The 15,334-nt window shown below is 63.0% G+C and carries 16 protein-coding genes; 8 read left to right on the top strand and 8 right to left on the bottom strand.

Translation table 11 applies throughout. From position 1 onward, the window contains the following. Nucleotides 1-18: 18 nt before the first annotated feature. The 3 genes from ASD02_RS13865 to ASD02_RS13855 all read right to left on the bottom strand — a co-directional run bounded on the left by ASD02_RS13865 (nucleotide 19) and on the right by ASD02_RS13855 (nucleotide 2,289). Nucleotides 19-393, bottom strand: a complete 375-nt coding sequence (locus ASD02_RS13865; RefSeq protein WP_025427628.1) for a VOC family protein — start codon at nucleotides 391-393, stop codon at nucleotides 19-21. Nucleotides 394-594: 201 nt separating this feature from the next. Then, a complete protein-coding gene (locus ASD02_RS13860) occupies nucleotides 595-1,866 on the bottom strand; it encodes an NAD(P)/FAD-dependent oxidoreductase (RefSeq protein ID WP_025427629.1) in 1,272 nt (423 codons plus the stop codon). 18 nt (nucleotides 1,867-1,884) lie between these two features. Beyond that, entirely contained in the window at nucleotides 1,885-2,289 is a 405-nt protein-coding gene (locus ASD02_RS13855) for a helix-turn-helix domain-containing protein (RefSeq protein ID WP_025427630.1), read from the bottom strand. A 162-nt stretch (nucleotides 2,290-2,451) separates the two neighbouring features. On the opposite strand from ASD02_RS13855, the gene ASD02_RS13850 reads away from it, so the two are divergent. Further along, nucleotides 2,452-3,339 carry an NmrA family NAD(P)-binding protein gene (locus ASD02_RS13850; protein ID WP_025427631.1) on the top strand — a complete coding sequence of 296 codons (888 nt, stop codon included), beginning with the start codon at nucleotides 2,452-2,454 and terminating at the stop codon, nucleotides 3,337-3,339. A 270-nt stretch (nucleotides 3,340-3,609) separates the two neighbouring features. Here the strand turns inward: ASD02_RS13850 and ASD02_RS13845 are convergent, their stop codons facing one another. The 3 genes from ASD02_RS13845 to ASD02_RS13835 form a co-directional block, all read right to left on the bottom strand. Further along, the gene (locus tag ASD02_RS13845; RefSeq protein WP_025427632.1) at nucleotides 3,610-4,824 is read right to left on the bottom strand and encodes a multidrug effflux MFS transporter; all 1,215 of its coding nucleotides are present in this window, start codon (nucleotides 4,822-4,824) and stop codon (nucleotides 3,610-3,612) included. A gap of 127 nt (nucleotides 4,825-4,951) precedes the next feature. Then, nucleotides 4,952-5,575, bottom strand: a complete 624-nt coding sequence (locus ASD02_RS13840; RefSeq protein WP_025427633.1) for a histidine phosphatase family protein — start codon at nucleotides 5,573-5,575, stop codon at nucleotides 4,952-4,954. A gap of 272 nt (nucleotides 5,576-5,847) precedes the next feature. Beyond that, the gene (locus ASD02_RS13835; protein WP_025427634.1) at nucleotides 5,848-6,600 is read right to left on the bottom strand and encodes a pyridoxine 5'-phosphate synthase; all 753 of its coding nucleotides are present in this window, start codon (nucleotides 6,598-6,600) and stop codon (nucleotides 5,848-5,850) included. 457 nt (nucleotides 6,601-7,057) lie between these two features. On the opposite strand from ASD02_RS13835, the gene ASD02_RS13830 reads away from it, so the two are divergent. The 3 genes from ASD02_RS13830 (at nucleotide 7,058) to ASD02_RS13820 (ending at nucleotide 10,147) form a co-directional block, all read left to right on the top strand. Then, nucleotides 7,058-8,170, top strand: coding sequence for a hypothetical protein (locus ASD02_RS13830; protein ID WP_025427635.1), 1,113 nt, complete (start codon nucleotides 7,058-7,060; stop codon nucleotides 8,168-8,170). Nucleotides 8,171-8,586: 416 nt separating this feature from the next. Beyond that, entirely contained in the window at nucleotides 8,587-9,267 is a 681-nt protein-coding gene (locus tag ASD02_RS13825; RefSeq protein ID WP_025427636.1) for a MerR family transcriptional regulator, read from the top strand. A gap of 205 nt (nucleotides 9,268-9,472) precedes the next feature. Continuing rightward, complete coding sequence (locus ASD02_RS13820) at nucleotides 9,473-10,147, top strand: MnmC family methyltransferase (RefSeq protein WP_025427637.1); 675 nt, start codon at nucleotides 9,473-9,475, stop codon at nucleotides 10,145-10,147. An 81-nt stretch (nucleotides 10,148-10,228) separates the two neighbouring features. Here ASD02_RS13820 and ASD02_RS13815 read toward each other — a convergent pair whose 3' ends face one another. Both ASD02_RS13815 and ASD02_RS13810 read right to left on the bottom strand, forming a co-directional pair. Then, complete coding sequence (locus tag ASD02_RS13815) at nucleotides 10,229-10,588, bottom strand: VOC family protein (RefSeq protein WP_025427638.1); 360 nt, start codon at nucleotides 10,586-10,588, stop codon at nucleotides 10,229-10,231. Nucleotides 10,589-10,627: 39 nt separating this feature from the next. Beyond that, nucleotides 10,628-11,755, bottom strand: coding sequence for an ATP-dependent RecD-like DNA helicase (locus ASD02_RS13810; RefSeq protein ID WP_025427639.1), 1,128 nt, complete (start codon nucleotides 11,753-11,755; stop codon nucleotides 10,628-10,630). 404 nt (nucleotides 11,756-12,159) lie between these two features. On the opposite strand from ASD02_RS13810, the gene ASD02_RS13805 reads away from it, so the two are divergent. From ASD02_RS13805 to ASD02_RS13790, 4 genes are all read left to right on the top strand, one after another. Beyond that, nucleotides 12,160-13,248 carry an AbrB family transcriptional regulator gene (locus ASD02_RS13805; protein ID WP_057211151.1) on the top strand — a complete coding sequence of 363 codons (1,089 nt, stop codon included), beginning with the start codon at nucleotides 12,160-12,162 and terminating at the stop codon, nucleotides 13,246-13,248. A gap of 141 nt (nucleotides 13,249-13,389) precedes the next feature. Next, complete coding sequence (locus ASD02_RS13800; RefSeq protein WP_025427641.1) at nucleotides 13,390-13,761, top strand: hypothetical protein; 372 nt, start codon at nucleotides 13,390-13,392, stop codon at nucleotides 13,759-13,761. Nucleotides 13,762-13,771: 10 nt separating this feature from the next. After that, nucleotides 13,772-14,299, top strand: coding sequence for an RNA polymerase sigma factor (locus ASD02_RS13795; RefSeq protein ID WP_225906325.1), 528 nt, complete (start codon nucleotides 13,772-13,774; stop codon nucleotides 14,297-14,299). Beyond that, nucleotides 14,296-15,123 (top strand): anti-sigma factor, encoded by an 828-nt coding sequence (locus tag ASD02_RS13790; protein ID WP_025427643.1) that lies wholly within the window; start codon nucleotides 14,296-14,298, stop codon nucleotides 15,121-15,123. Before ASD02_RS13795 ends, ASD02_RS13790 begins: the two co-directional genes overlap by 4 nt. Nucleotides 15,124-15,334 lie beyond the last annotated feature (211 nt).

Raw genomic sequence — 15,334 nt, 5'->3', positions numbered from 1 at the left:
TTCAGGTGCGTCGGATGTTCAAGCCGTTTCCTGCCCGCTGCGTGGCCCGCGAAGGCCGATGCAGTTGCCCCAGGGGTCGCGAACCTGGCACATCCACAACCCGTCTTCGATCGCAAGCGGGCCGCGATAGAGCGGCGCGCCCAGACCGTTGAAATCGGCAAGCGCCCGGTCGAAATCCTCGACCTGCCAATAGACGACCGAACCGGCCGCGCCGCTCGCCACCTTCTCGTCCGCCGGCACGATTTCCAGATGGGTCGAACCGATCTTCAGATACTCGAAATCGAAGGCGTCCAGACGGCGACGTTCTGCGCTTGGGAAGGCGCGCTGATACCAGGAAAGCCCTGCATCCACATCGGCGACATGCACCAGAACCGCAGCCACAAATTCTGTCATCACAACACCTCGCCAACGCAAAGAACCATTTGAGGGTCGGCATTTCCGTCCCTCTACAGCGCCGCGCGTCCATGACGCGCAAAGGACGCCGTAACACCTTATATTTGCTGCATAATTCCTTAAATCGAATCCAACTTGAGGAATTATGCTGAGCGGGCCTTATACAGGGTTTGCACGCGGATGCGCGGTCTCGCGGTACGCTCAGGCGGGCACGGCGACAGCGCTTTCGGCGACCGGCTGCGCGCATATCGCCTGCCAGTCGCACTCCTTGAGGCCCGCGGCTGCAAAGGGGTCGATCAGCGTGCCCGAAACTATCGAGGCGAGCAGCGCCGGCGAAGGCGGAATGCGCGCGATCGTTGCCACCAGCCGGTCGCGCAGCCAGGCAAGCGCTGCGGAGTCCGATTGGTAGAAGGGCGTGAACGCCAGCGACAGCAGCTGGAACAGCGCCATATGGTTGCGCCTCGCCCGGCCATACGCGGCCAGCGCCGCGTCGATATCGTCGGTAAGCGACAAAGTGTGGGCAAGCGTCGCCGCATCGATCAGCGCCATGTTGGCGCCCTGCCCCAGTTGCGGGCTGGTCGAATGCGCGCTGTCGCCGACAAAAGCGACGCGGCCCGACGTCGGCGGGCGCAAGGTGCGGTGGGCATAGCGCGCCAGCGTCAGTTGGTCCCAATCGTCGATCTGGTCGAGCAGCGGCGCGCAATCCGGCCAGTAGTCGCGAATTGCCGCCTTCCATCTGTCCAGACCCGCCGCCTTCACGGCGTCGGCATCGCCGACCTTGACGCTCCAGAAGAAGGCAACATGGTCTCGCGCCTTCGGTCGCGCCCGGCCCGCCGGCAGGATGCCGATCATCACCTTGGCGCGGTCGTAGCGCTGTGTCAGTGCGTTTGGATCATGGGTCAGGCCGTCACTGTCGAGCGTCGCCCAGAAGGCGCCATAGGCAAGCTCGCGCACGCCGGGCGCCGTCGCGGCACCCGCCGCAATGGTCGAGCGGGCACCGGTCGCGTCGATGACGAGATCATAGCGCCCCGCCTCCTGGCCGGCGGCATCCGTCAGCACCGCCTTTTCGCCCGAGGTCTTGGCCGCGGTCAGCGTCATGCCGGTGCGAATGGCAATGCCGGCCGCTGTAACTGCATCATGCAACACGCCGAACAGCGCTGCGCGCTGAACGGCCAGCCCGAAGCGACCGCCCGCAAGCGCGTCATAGCGCACGTCGAGCACCGTGCGGCCGCTCCTGGCATCGGCGCCGTGCAGCCGGTCGATGCGGCTGCCGAGCGCCATGATCGGCTGAAGCAACCCGAGCGCGGCGAGCGCCGTCAGCCCCGTCGGCTGCAGCATCAGCCCGGAGCCGACCGGCGCGACGTCCGCGAAACGTTCCAGGATTTCAACGCGGTGGCCCTGCCGCGCAAGCAAAAGCGCCGAGGCAAGCCCGGCCGGCCCGGCGCCGGCAATACCGATATCGAGTCTCTTCATGCAGTCAGCAATAGCCGCTCAAGGCGCGCCGTCATAGGCCTGGCGCGAGGCGCGGATTGCCACATGGTTGGCAGCCGACCAATCGACAAAATGCTTCAGCAATTCGTGCAACGAGCGCCCGAGATCGGTCAGCGCATATTCCACGCTCGGCGGCTGCGTCGGAAAGACCGTGCGACTGATATAGCCGTCGCGCTGCAGGTCGCGCAGCGTCTGCGTCAGCATGCGCTGGGAGATATCGGGGATCAGCCGCCGAAGTTCCGAGAAGCGCAACGCCCCGTCGGCCAGCGACAGGATCATCAGCGAGTTCCACTTGCCGCCGATGTTGTCCATGACGTCGCGCACCGGGCAATTCTCGACATCCATCGGCACGCCGCAGACCATCGCCACGCGCTTGCCCTTCACATCACCACTGAGCTTGTTCATGGGCCGGTACCCTTTTTGTAACCACGGCAGAAAAAACTGCCTCCTTTACAGCTCTTACCAGATTACTAGATTAGAGCAACTCTCAAAAAGAGACCAACAACCGGCAGACGTGCTTTCCCTCCCGAAGCGTCGGCTGGCATCACAGAGAAAAAGGAAAAGTTCATGTCCGATACATTGCTCGTGACCGGCGCCACCGGCCAGCTCGGCAAGCTCGTGCTCGATGCGCTGCTTGCATCCGGCAAGGTCCAGCCGGCCAACATCATCGCCACCAGCCGCGATACGGCAAAGCTTTCCGACTATGTCGGCAAGGGCGTGCAGGCACGTGTCGCCGACTTCGACGATCCGGCCTCGCTCGACCGGGCCTTTGCCGGCGCCGACCGCATCCTGATCATCTCCACCGATGCGCTCGACCAGCCGGGCAAGCGCCTGCATCAGCATCTGGCAGCCGTCGCGGCCGCGAAGAAGGCCGGCGCCAAGCACATCCTCTACACCTCGATGCCGAACCCGGAGACCTCGGTCATCCCGTTTGCGCCCGATCATCTCGGCACCGAAAACGCCATCAAGGCAACCGGCATCCCCTACACGATCCTGCGCAACGGCTGGTATATGGAAAACCTGTTCATGGCGCTGCCGCATGCGCTGGAAACCGGACAGTGGTACTCGTCCTCGGGCAAGGGCCGCCTCGCCCACCTCGCCCGCGCCGATGCCGCAAAGGCCGCCGCAGCAGCCCTGCTTTCAGCCGGCGATGAAAGCCGCACGTTCACGCTGACCGGCCCGGAGCTGCGCTCGACCGACGAGATCGCCGCTCTCGTCTCCAAGGCTGCCGGCAAGCCGCTCGACGTCGTCCACATTTCCGACGACGCGCTGGCCGGCGGGCTGAAGGGCGCGGGCCTGCCCGACTTCCTCATCCCGATCGTCGTCTCCTTCGACGCCAACACCCGCGAGGGCCATATCGACATGGTGACGAGCGACGTGACGACCCTGACCGGCGCCACCCCCCTGCCGCTCACCGCCTTCCTCGAAGCCAGCAGGGCAAGACTTGCCGGCTGAATGGTAAGCGCCCTCATTCCTGTGCCTGTCACAGGAATCTAGCCAGCCCAAGTCTTTGGGCTGAAAGGTCTTTTGACCCGACAGACGTCGGGTCACTGGATCCCCGCCACAAGGGCGAGGATGAGAAGGACGGGATGTCTCTCGCATCAAACAGGGGATCTCGGTCGTTTGTCATCAGCCGGGCCGGCAAATGCCGGCTTTCGGTCCGCCAACACCCCATTGCTTCCAAGCTTTCCCCACGGCCTGCCCAATCTTCGCAGCCCTCTATCGTTATCGGACGGCCTCCACCGGCCCGACATCTCCCCGCACCGCGATCTCGGCCAGAACGAGAGCGCTGATGCCCGCGAGGAAGAAACCCGCCGACAGGTTCAGCGTCGTGCCGTTGTAAAAGGCGCCCAGACCGATGGCAAACAGGGTCGCGATCAGGCTCGATCCGGAGGCGATCAACGATGCGCCGAGGCCCGCAACCTGGCCAAGCGAGCGCATAGCCATGGCGTTCAGGTTGCCGAACAGCACCCCGACTGCAAAGAACGCCGCAAAGCCGAGCACCATCAGCACGGTCAGTGGCGGCCGTCCGCCCCAAAAAATGGATGCCGCCAGCATCATCAGTCCCGCCGTCGCCAGCCCGACAAAACCATAGCGTGCCATTGTCTCCGCCCCAAAGCGCTGCACAAGTTTTGCGTTGAGGAACGAAGCAAGCCCGATCCCTGTGGCCAGCATCGCAAAATACAATGGGAAGGTTTGTCCGATCCCATAGGCATCGAAGAAGAGATCGGCCGCCGTGCTGAGGTAAAGGAGCTGCGCACCGAAGACGAGCCCGGTCGCCACGATCAGCAGCGTCACGCGCCGATTTGACAGGATACGCCGCCCGTTCGACAGCAGAAGCCTCGGACGAAAGGGAATGCGTTTCCCGGCCGGCAATGTTTCCGGTTGCCGCATGACCAGCCACAACCCGAGAAGGCCTGCCACAGCGAGATAGACCACGAAGACGCTGCGCCAGCCGCCGACCGCGATGATACCCTGCGCCAACGTCGGAGCCAGCATCGGCACGAGAATGAAGAGCGTGAACATGAATGACATGACGCGGGCCATGGCATCGCCCTCGAACTGGTCGCGGATCATCGCCCGCGTGGCGATCTTCGGTCCGGAGACGCCGACCCCCTGAAGAAATCGGCCGAGAATCACCATTTCGAGTGAGCCTGCCACCATGGCGATGACCGTACCGAGCGCATAGACGCCAAGGCCCAGAACAAGCGCTTTCTTTCGTCCCATCGCGTCGGAGAGCGGGCCCAGCAGCAACTCTCCGAACGCCATGCCGAGGATGAAAAGCGATATGATGTGCTGGGTAGAGAGCGGCGGCGCAACGCCGACATCGGCCCCGATCTGACGCAAGCCCGGCAACAGCGCATCGATGCTGATGGAGGTTAGCGAGGTCAGAAGGGCATAGAGAGCGATACGCTCGCGGAAACTGGTGGGAGATGTCATTAGCCGCACACAAAGGAAAAGATAGGCTCGACCTATAGCAGTCAAGCCGCAGGTTTGCGCGCGCCAGTCGCAAGACTCGTTCGAGAAACTTTGCTCCTGAAAGTTCAGCGTCTCGGTTTCACGGCGCTCAGGAGTTCAGGTGGGAGGCATCCGCCAGGCTGATGACTGCCCGATTTCGGAAGAAATCGTCCTGGCGCAGATGCGTGATGCTCCCGGATTTTGCCGGGAAACTCAGGAAGCCCGAGGCATCGATCGGTATCTTCATCCACGCGGCAAGGACCAGCGTGAGTGTAAAGCCATGGGTCACGATGATCTGTGTCTCGCAAGGCCGCTCGACGATCGCGTTCACGCAAGGGTAGACACGGGCTGCCACGTCGCGCCGGGTTTCCGCGCCATCGATGCCGCAATGGTAATCGAGCCGGTTGTCGTCCGGCGCCGGGCTATACCGTGCGTCGAGCCACGCCTGGGGTTTGCCGCCCGCCACACCGTAGCTGATTTCCCTGAGATCGGCGGTCTCCGTCACCGGCCGCTGGAAGCGCTTTGCAATGGCAGCCGCCGTCTGCGATGCGCGGCGAAGATCCGAGCTATGGATCTCCACCTCGTTCCCGCCGATGAGGTCCAGCAGCTGCTCGGCAGTTGCCGCCGCGTCCTCGTGGCCGCGAGTTGTCAGGTCGGTGTCGTACCAGCCTCCCACCTTGTCCTCTTCGTGGTGGATGGATTGAGTGTGGGTGACGACGAAAATGTCTTTCATATCGGCAATCTCACGAATTTCGCCTCGTCGGTCCGGTTTTCGCGACACAGCAACTGCATGGCGCGCCTTAAATCGGAATCGATCGACGGAGAAAATTATGCAGAAATTTTAAAATGTTACAGCGCCGCGCGGCGCTGCAAGAGTGAACATTCCGCCATGCCAGCGCTTGCGGAATACGTCGCGAAACTCGCGACGTCCCCATGGGCTCCGCGCCCGCCTGCCGCTCTGAATGGCGCGCCCGTCAGGGACTGCGTCGCCTGCAAATGGTGGCTTCAAACCGTCTGGCCGCAGGCGCGGCGGAAGCGGCGCACGGTTTCGGCCATGCCATACTCCAGCGCATCTGCCGTCAGGCCATGGCCGATCGACACTTCGGCGAGGTTGGGGATGTGCCTGGCGAGCAGCGGCAGATTGGCGACTGTCAGGTCGTGCCCGGCATTGACCTCGAGCCCGAGGCTGGCGGCGATTTCCGCCGTGCGGCCGAGTTCGGCGGCAATCTTTTCCGCCTTCTCGGGGTCGTCATAGCAACCGCCATAGGGGCCGGTATAAAGCTCGATGCGGTCGGCACCCGTCTCCTTGGCAATGCGTAGCGCCTCGGTGTCCTCGTCGCCATCGGCAAACAGCGAAACGCGAAAGCCCTTTTTCTTCAGCCGACCAACGACGCTGCCGAGCAGGTTGTGGTTCTTGCGGAAGTCCCAGCCATGGTCTGAGGTCGCCTGCGCCGGATCGTCAGGTACCAGCGTCACCTGTTCCGGCTCGTGCGTTTCGACGAGGCGTAGAAACTCCTCGTTCGGGTAGCCTTCCATGTTGAACTCGGTCGCTGAGAATTCGTCGTCGATGAGATCGCGGATCGGCTGCAGATCGGAGAAGCGCACATGGCGCTGGTCGGGGCGCGGATGCACCGTCAGCCCGCTTGCGCCGGCTTCAAGAGCAATGCGGCCGAGCGCAGTGACGGACGGCCAGGGAAGATCGCGCCGGTTGCGCAGCATGGCAACGGCATTCAGATTCACGGACAGTTTTGCGGGCATGTCGGAACTTTCCAGAGGCGGGCAATGTCAATGCAATGTTCTACTGCATAATTGTAAAAACAGAAAACAGTTTGGACCAAGATTATGCAGCAATTCCAAAGAGTACGTTCGCCAGCGAAAGTCGGCTCCGGCGTCGCTTGTTTGCCGGCCATGCCTTGACGAAACCTTGACATTAGTGGGGCCTAACATGCAGTGCGTCCAGCAAGACCCATCAACCAAGGCAAAAACCGATGCGGATGTCGGCGATGCAAGGTCGCAAAAGACGCACCGCTACGTTCTGCCACAGGGGACGGTCGCAATTTTGAGTTTATTTCAGATAAATCTCAAATTTGGGGTCAAGCATCCTGACAACAGCTTTTTTTGAGCCTAAATTTCCGAATCATATCGAATTGCGGCAGATCTGCCCTTCGATCTCTTTCATAAAGTTTCGCGACGAATGAACCTGGAGCAACAATTGATGATGGCGGTCGAAAGACCCTGCGACGAGACGATACGGCAAAACCTTCGCCGTATCCTCGAGAGCAAGTCTTTCGCGCGTTCCGAACGCCTGCGCGCTTTTCTCGCCTATGTGGTCGAAAAGGAGATGATCGGCGAAGGCCCGCAATTGAAGGGCTATTCGATCGCCATCGACGTCTTCGACCGCCCTCAGGCGTTCAATGCCGACAGCGATCCGCTGGTGCGGGTGCATGCCGGCAAGCTGCGCAAATTGCTCAAGGCCTATTACGAGACCGATGGCGCCGAGGACGAATGGCATCTGGTCATTCCCAAGGGCACCTATGTACCGGAATACAGCCGCCGGCAGATCGATGCGGCCTGCCCCGCCGAGCCACAGACGCGCCAGCCGAAGCTGACGCGCAAGCGCCTCCCCGGCCAGAAGACGGCCTGGCCGCCGGCACCGTTGTCTTCGCCGCTGGCTGTGCTGTCGGTGCTGCCGCTTTTGTTGTTTGCGCCGCTGCCTTCACCGGAAATGACGATGGACATCGATGCGCAGGCGAAGCTCTTCAACGGCCGCCATTCGATCGAGCGCGTGCTGCCCTCCGTCAACGTCGCCATATCGGGAGACCAGAACGCCGACGTCAAAGCCTTCGCCGTCGCCCTTCGCGCCGCCGCTCAGCGCCACCGGACACTGGCGCGCGCCACCGACGGCGACGCCGGACGGCCGGTATCGCGCAATGCGGCGCTGTCGTTTTCGCTCGAGCTGACCTGGTACGACGCGCCTGCGGCCGGTGTGCGCGTTACGCTCAAGCATGATGGCGAAGGCGTGCCGCTGCGGCAGGATTTCATCACAAGCGAACGATTGAAGAGTGAGCCCGATCTGCTGTTTGAAAGCATGTCGCTGGCATCCGAACTGTTTTCCCTCGATGGCGAGATCTACACCCATGCGAGCGAAGAACAGATCCAGAGCCCGCTGATGGATTGCATGACGGCAACCGCCCAGTATCGCAAGCTGCTGACCCGCGGCAGCTTCGAAAGCGCCTGGTCCTGCCAGCAAAAACTGGCACCGCTGCGCGGCGACGAGCCGCTGTTCATCCTCAGCGCAAACAGCCCACTCCGGGTCATCGGCCACTGACGGAAAACCATGCTGCCTGCGTCCTAAGCGGCCCGCCAGCATGGCCCAAACCAGCACTTCCCCTGCAATATTCAGGACTATTCATATATGTGATTCGCGTATACGGTGTGGCCATGCGTTGGGAATTGGTGCCTGGTTGCTCGTCAGGCAAGCACAATTGTCAGCAGTAGCCGCGCCCTTCGCGGTGTGCCCCAGCCGAGCAGCAGTCGCTATCGTCGACCATCGACGGTTGCATTGGAGCGCGGATCGCTTCCGCTCCGGTCATACCGTGCGATCGCGACGAGTTCCTGATGCCTGCGGCATAATTCCGTAAATCGGCAGCGATATCGGGATCAATTATGCAGCAAATCGAAGCGTGACGGCTGCCTTCGCCCCCTTGAACAGGCGCGCGGCACTGTCAAACGGGGATCATCGATATGCCGCGAGACCACTGGAAGTACGAGGGCGCGCTGGCGGCGCCGGAGCGCACCGGCTACCTGCCCAGACTGCCGCTTCCCCATCACGATCCCTCAAGCCCGCTTGCAATCGCCGATATGGCCGATGCCTTCGGCGTCACCCACCGCACCCTGCATTTCTATGAGGAGAAGGGCCTGCTGACCGCCGCCCGCATGGGGCCGATGCGGGTCTATGGACCGGACCACATCCGCCGCATGGCCGTCATCAACGCCTGCCGTGAAATCGACATGCCGATCGCGGCCATCCAGGAACTGCTCGCTGGTCTTGCCGGCGCCGACGACCAGACAGAGGCCGACCGGCTGTTCAAGGAAGCGCTGTTGTCACGACGCCGGGAACTGGCGGCGCAACAATCCAACCTGCGGCGCCAGATGCAGCGCATCGCCGAACTGCTGGAAAACGAAGCTGAACAGGGCGAGGCCTCGTCCGATGACGCCGAAAACGTGCATCTCTCGCCGATCGAGAGCGAATGCCTCACATTCATGGCCGAAGGTTACCCGGCTGCACGCATCGCCCGGCTGATGGAGATGGATCTGGCCGCAGCGCTGACGCTCGAGGCCGGCATCATCCGCAAGTTCAACGCCCACAACCGCTTCCAGGCCATCGCCAAGGCGGTGCTATCAGGCATGATCGCCGCGGAATAACCAGGCGCGACGCTTCGCGCTATCGGACGTATCTAGCCGAGATCCCGCGCTGGTCACGGGGATGAAGCATCGCGGTGTCGAAATTCCCGTCGCCGAAAAGGGCATCGTGAGGGGGCAATTCTCCCTGGATCATCGACAATGTGATGTCTTCAGCGCCACGCTCATGTTACGAGGCGCTTGAACGATGCAATGAGAGACGACCCCGATGCTTCCCTGGATCCTGCTAGACCGCGCAACCATTCCCGGTGATGGCGACGAGTTGCGCCTGAAGAGCCGCGGCAGCGAATTTTCCATCATGCTCGGCTCGACGGAATTGATGAACAGCCGGCTGAGCGGATCGGAAGAGGCGCTGGCGACGCTGAGCTGTGAGCGGATTGCCTGCCGGAAGAATGCCCGCATGCTGATCGGCGGCCTCGGCATGGGGTTTACCTTGCGGGCCGCATTGGGCGCGCTGCCTGATGATGCCAGGGTGGTGGTCGCAGAGCTCGTGCCAGCTGTCGTCGAGTGGGCGCGCGGACCGATGGCGGATCTCCACCAAGGCACGCTCGACGATCCACGCGTCGACATCCATGTCGGCGATGTCGGCGCGCTGATCCGATCGAAGACCGCCGCTTACGATGCCATCCTGCTCGATGTCGACAATGGTCCGGATGGCTTGACGCGCGCCTCCAACGACAGCCTCTACAACCACACCGGCCTTCGCGCGGCCAAGGCTGCCCTGCGCCCAAACGGCGTGCTTGCCGTCTGGTCATCGGCGCCGGACAGCGCCTTTACGCGCCGCTTGCGCGAAGTCGGCTTTGCCACCGACGAGGTGAATGTGCGCGCCAACGGCAAGCGTGGTGGTGCCCGCCATGTCCTGTGGATGGCGACCAAGCGCTAGCAAAGAGCAGAAAGAGCGGCGCGCGCTTCAGATCCGGCCGCGGCGCGACGGAGCCAAGAAAAACGCCGCGCTATTCGACAGTCACCCGTTGCGAAAAGCGCGGCTTGAGACCGAGATCGGATCGTCGCACGGGTCCTTCGCGTTGGCGAAGACATAGCCATCGGCCTGATGGATGGCCCCAAACACCAGCCCTTCGGCAGCGCAGCGCTCGCAGAAGGCTTCGACGTCTCTCACGTCGAATACCAGCTTGACCAGCGACTGGCCGCGCCGCTGTCCCTTGGCCGCCGGGTGGATCATCAGGTTGGCCCCGCCTTCCCCGCAGATCAGCTCGATGATCCGGTCGCCCGCCTCGTCGCATGCTTGAAAGCCGAAGTGCTTCTCGTAGAAGCGGACGGTCGCCTCGACGTCTTGGGCGTAAATGATGATCCTGTTGATCGGCACTGAAATCTCCCTCGATCGAAGACTTAGGCCTGCCCGTCCTCAGCGAACGATCGTCAGGCGCTCGGCCGCACGGGTGATCGCGGTATAAAGCCAGCGCTCGCGGGTATCGCGAAACGCCCAGCTCTCGTCGAACAGCACGACATTGTTCCACTGCGAGCCCTGCGCCTTGTGCACCGTCAGCGCGTAGCCGAAGTCGAATTCGTCGTAGCGCTTGCGGGTCGACCAAGGAATTTCGCCCTCGACCTCTTCGAAGGCTGCCTTCAGCAGCTTGATCTTGGCGGCACCGCGATCCATGTCGTCGTCCTCAGGGCGGATCATCAGGTTGATGCCGGGCTTCACCGTTTCCTTCGACGAGCTCATGACCTGCCAGAGCGAGCCGTTGAGCAGGCCCTTGGCCGGGTCGTTGCGCAGGCAGACCAGCTTGTCGCCGGATTGCGGATATTCGCTGGTAAAGCCCTTGAGCTCGCGAAGCCGCTGGTTGTAGCGCCGCCGGGTCTTGTTGGTGCCGACCAGCACCTGGTCGGCCTCCAGCACCAGCTCCTGGTTGACCTGCCCGCGGCCGATCACCTGGGTGGTGCCGTAGTCGCCATGCATGATCTCGTTGCCTTCGCGCACCTGCATCGCCAGCCGGATGATCGGGTTGTCGCGGGCCTGGCGGTGAATGTCGGTCAGCAGATAGTCCGGATCCTGATTGGTGAAATAGCCGCCGCCGGTGACCGGCGGCAACTGGCCGGGGTCGCCGAGAACCAGGATCGGCGTGCCGAAGCTCATCAGGTCCTTGCCGAGCGCCTCGTCGACCATCGAACATTCGTCGACGATGATCAGCGCCGCCTTTGCGACCGGGCTTTGCCGGTTGATGGAAAACATCGGCGCGATCGAGGTCTTGCCGGTCTCCTCGTCGGAAACCTCCTCCTCGCCGCGCGGCCGGTAGATCAACGAGTGAATGGTCTTGGCGTTGCTGGCACCCTTGGAGCGCAGCACCTGGGCGGCCTTGCCGGTAAAGGCGGCAAACAGCACGTCGCCATCCACATGCTCGGCGAAATGGCGCGCAAGCGTCGTCTTGCCGGTGCCGGCATAACCGAACAGCCGAAAGAGCTGCGAGCGGCCCTCTTTCAGCCATTGTGAAACGGCCTTGAGGGCCTCGTCCTGTTGCGGAGCAAATTGCATGATCCGAAGTGTCAGGATTCGGGGTGCACAAGCAAGCCCGGATTTCGGGTCGTCGTATCCTGCCGGACGCCCGGCACCCGCGTTTGCAACGACCTCCATCGCGAAATCCCGCACCAGATCAAGGAGCTATCATCGATCTGCCGCGCGCCGGGCTGCCCAGCGCCGCGCCGCAATGGCGCAGGCGTGTCACATGACGGCACCCCCATCTAGTCGTTTCGGCCGCCCGCCCTATCCGCTGTGGCACTTCTGGCCCTGTGGCCAGCCTGCCGCTTGAATGCCTGCGCGCAATGCTGCTAACGAGCGGTTGCGCGGCGGCGAACCGATCCCTGCATGGGCCAGCCCCGACAAACGGATCAGGCGGGCACGAACACGTCAACCGCCTGAGGCAATGCCGGAGAATGCCCTTGAAGCCCGACCAGCCCGCCACGCCCTCGTCTTCGGACCCTGTCGGCATCGGCCGCCTTGCGCCGACGCTGCAATGGCTGCTTCTCACGCTCGTCTCCGTGATCTTTGCGACAGTCCTCGAATTGGTCGGCATTCCCGCCGGGCTGTTGATGGGGCCGATGCTCGCGGCCGTGCTCTTCGGCATGAACGGCGGCACCATCCGCCTGCCCAAGCAGGTGTACTTCTGCGTGCAATTCATTCTTGCAATGATGATCGCCGGCGCGATGACGCCCGGCATGCTCGGCACCTTTTCCGGCAACTGGCCGCTGTTCCTCGGCGTCATTCTCTCCGTCATCGCCGTCAGCACGCTCTGCGGCTGGGTGATCACCCGCATGCGCATCCTGCCGGGCACGACGGCGATCTGGGGCTCGTCGGCGGGTGCCGCCTCCACCATGCTCTTGATGGCGGATGCCTATGGCGCCGATGCGCGCCTCGTCGCCTTCATGCAGTATCTGCGCGTCATCTTCGTCGCCAGCACCGCGACGATGGTCGCCCATCTCTGGGTGACCGGCGCGGAGGCCGAAACCGCAATCGTCTGGTTCGAGCCTGTCTCGATCCTGCCGTTCCTGGCAACGCTTGCCGTCGGGCTCGGCGCGGCCTTTGCCGGCCGGATGCTGCGCGTGCCGGCCGGCGCCTTCCTGCTGCCGTTCCTCGTCGGCGCCGTGCTCAATGTCAGCGGCGTCATGACCACCGAGCTGCCGCAATGGCTGCTGGCGCTCTGTTACGCCCTGCTCGGCTGGAACATCGGCCTTGGCTTCACCCGCTCGATCCTTGCCCACGCGCGCCGCGCACTGGTGCCGACGGTGATCTCAATCGTCGTCTTGATCTCGTTTTCCGGCCTGCTTGCCCTGCTGCTCATCAAGGTCGCCGACATCGACCCGCTGACGGCCTATCTCGCCACCAGCCCGGGCGGGCTCGATTCGATCGCGGTCATCGCCGCTTCGAGCAATGTCGACCTCTCCTTCGTCATGGCGCTGCAGTCCGCCCGTCTCATGATCATCACCATGATCGGCCCCGCGCTCGCCCGCTTCGTCGCCAACCGCGCCTGAAAGCGGTGCGGCTCGCCGGCACTTGAAAAAAGTGCGACGATGCAACAATTCCGGGAATAATCCCCGCCCTCCTCGTGTCTCATGTCAGGATCCGCGCGCCTGCGCACTCCGCTAGATTCAAGTTGAGGAAGGAAAGCTCCCATGAGAACGTTACCGCTCGCTATTGCCATTTCCCTTGTCGCCGGCGCCGCCTTTGCGGCACCTCCGGTCAAGACGGTCGAAACGGCAAAGGGCAATGTGCTCGCCGCCGCCAACGGCATGACGCTTTACACCTACAAGGACGACCATGGCGGCGTTTCCAGTTGCTATGACGCCTGCGCGAAGAACTGGCCGCCCTTCACGGTCGAAGGCGATGCCAAGGCGGAAGGAGCCTACACGGTCGTCGAACGCAAGGATGGAGCCAAGCAGTGGGCCAAGGACGGTATGCCGCTGTATTTCTTTATCAAGGACAAGAAGATGGGTGACATTACCGGGGATGGCTTGAAGGGCGAATGGGATGTCGTCAAGCCGTGATGGCGTGAATATGGATGCGGGGGCGAAAAGCCCCGCATCCGACCGGTTCGAGGAGGATGTGCTGGCGCTGATGCCGGCGCTCCGGCGCTATTCGCGCAGCCTTGTGCGCTCGGATCCTGATGGTGAAGATCTGCTGCAGGATTGTGTCGAGAAGGTTCTGGCGCGCCGCGCCCAGTGGCGCGGAGTCAACCTGCGTGCCTGGGCCTTCACCATCATGACCAATCTCAGCCGCAACCGGCACCGGCACACCGCGCTGCACCCGCAGGTCGAGCTCGACGACAACCTCGGCCTCCAGGCGGAAACCCAAGAGAGCGATCCGCTCGAACGCTCGCGGCTGGAACGGGCGCTGAACGGCCTTTCGGCGGAAAACCGCTCGGTGCTGATGCTCGTGGTGATTGAGGGATACCGATACCAGGATGTGGCCGACATGTTGGCCATTCCGATCGGCACGGTGATGTCCCGCCTGTCGCGGGCGCGTCACCAGCTTGCCGAAGCGATGAAGGACGACAACGTGATCAGCATGCGGAGACCGAAATGACGGACGAATTGAACACCGTCTCCGAAGACGACCTCAACGCCTATGTCGACGGCTTCCTGAGCGAGGCGGACCGGGCGCGGGTCGAGCAATGGCTCGAGCGCAACCCCGCGCGCGCCGAGGAGGTCCGCCAGTGGCAGGGCCAGGCAACCGAACTCCGCGCCATGTTTTCGACCTATGCCCGCAGTGACGAGCGCGACCGGGCGTTGCTCGCAGGTACGAGCAGCCGGGGCGCGGCCGTCGCTTCGCGCGATCGCTGGACTTTGCGCCTTGGCGGCCGCATCGCCGCCGGTCTCCTGCTCTTTGGCGCCGGCGCCCTCAGCGGACTTTATGCCCCGCATGTCCTCGCCCCCGAACGTTCAGAACAGGTTGCCCTGGTGACTGAGAGCTTGCCGCGGCAGGCGCAGTCAGCGTTTCTCATCTATGCAAGCGAGGTGCGCCACGCCGTCGAGGTCGGGCCGGACCAGCAGACCCACCTTGCCACCTGGCTCGGCAAGCGGCTCGATCATCCGCTCAACATTCCCGATCTGTCGAAACTCGGCTTTTCGCTCGTCGGCGGCAGGCTGCTACCGGTCAACGGCAAGGCGGGCGCGCTGTTCATGTATGAAGACCCGAGCGGCCAGCGGTTGACCGTGCTTCTCGGCCGCAACCCGGACAACCGCGAAACCAGCTTCCGCATCGACAGCAGCGGCGGCGTCGAAACCTTCTACTGGATCGACGGACCGATCGGCTATGCCGTCACCGGCGAAGTGCCGCGTACGCTTCTGCAACAGGTCGCCGACGAATGCTACCGCCAGTTCGAGAAGCCGGCAGCCGCCAAGAGTTGACGGCGTCAGAGACGACTGCAGCGCTGCCGCAACTGAAAGCGTTTCGAGGTTAAAACCGTCGCCATATCATAACGTTGGCTCAGTTTTCGAAGCATCGATTCACGTTACGTGATGTTCCGTGGAGATGGCCCCTCATCCGGCCTGCTGGCCACCTTCTCCCCGCACGCGGGGAGAAGGAAACTTGTGGCTCGCGGCCACTCCACGTCAGCCA

It is taken from the genome of Ensifer sp. Root1252 (assembly GCF_001425885.1).
In the GTDB taxonomy this organism is placed as follows: Bacteria; Pseudomonadota; Alphaproteobacteria; order Rhizobiales; family Rhizobiaceae; genus Ensifer; species Ensifer canadensis.
Note: the sequence above shows the minus strand (reverse complement) of the source record. Positions and strands in the feature narration are given on the sequence as shown.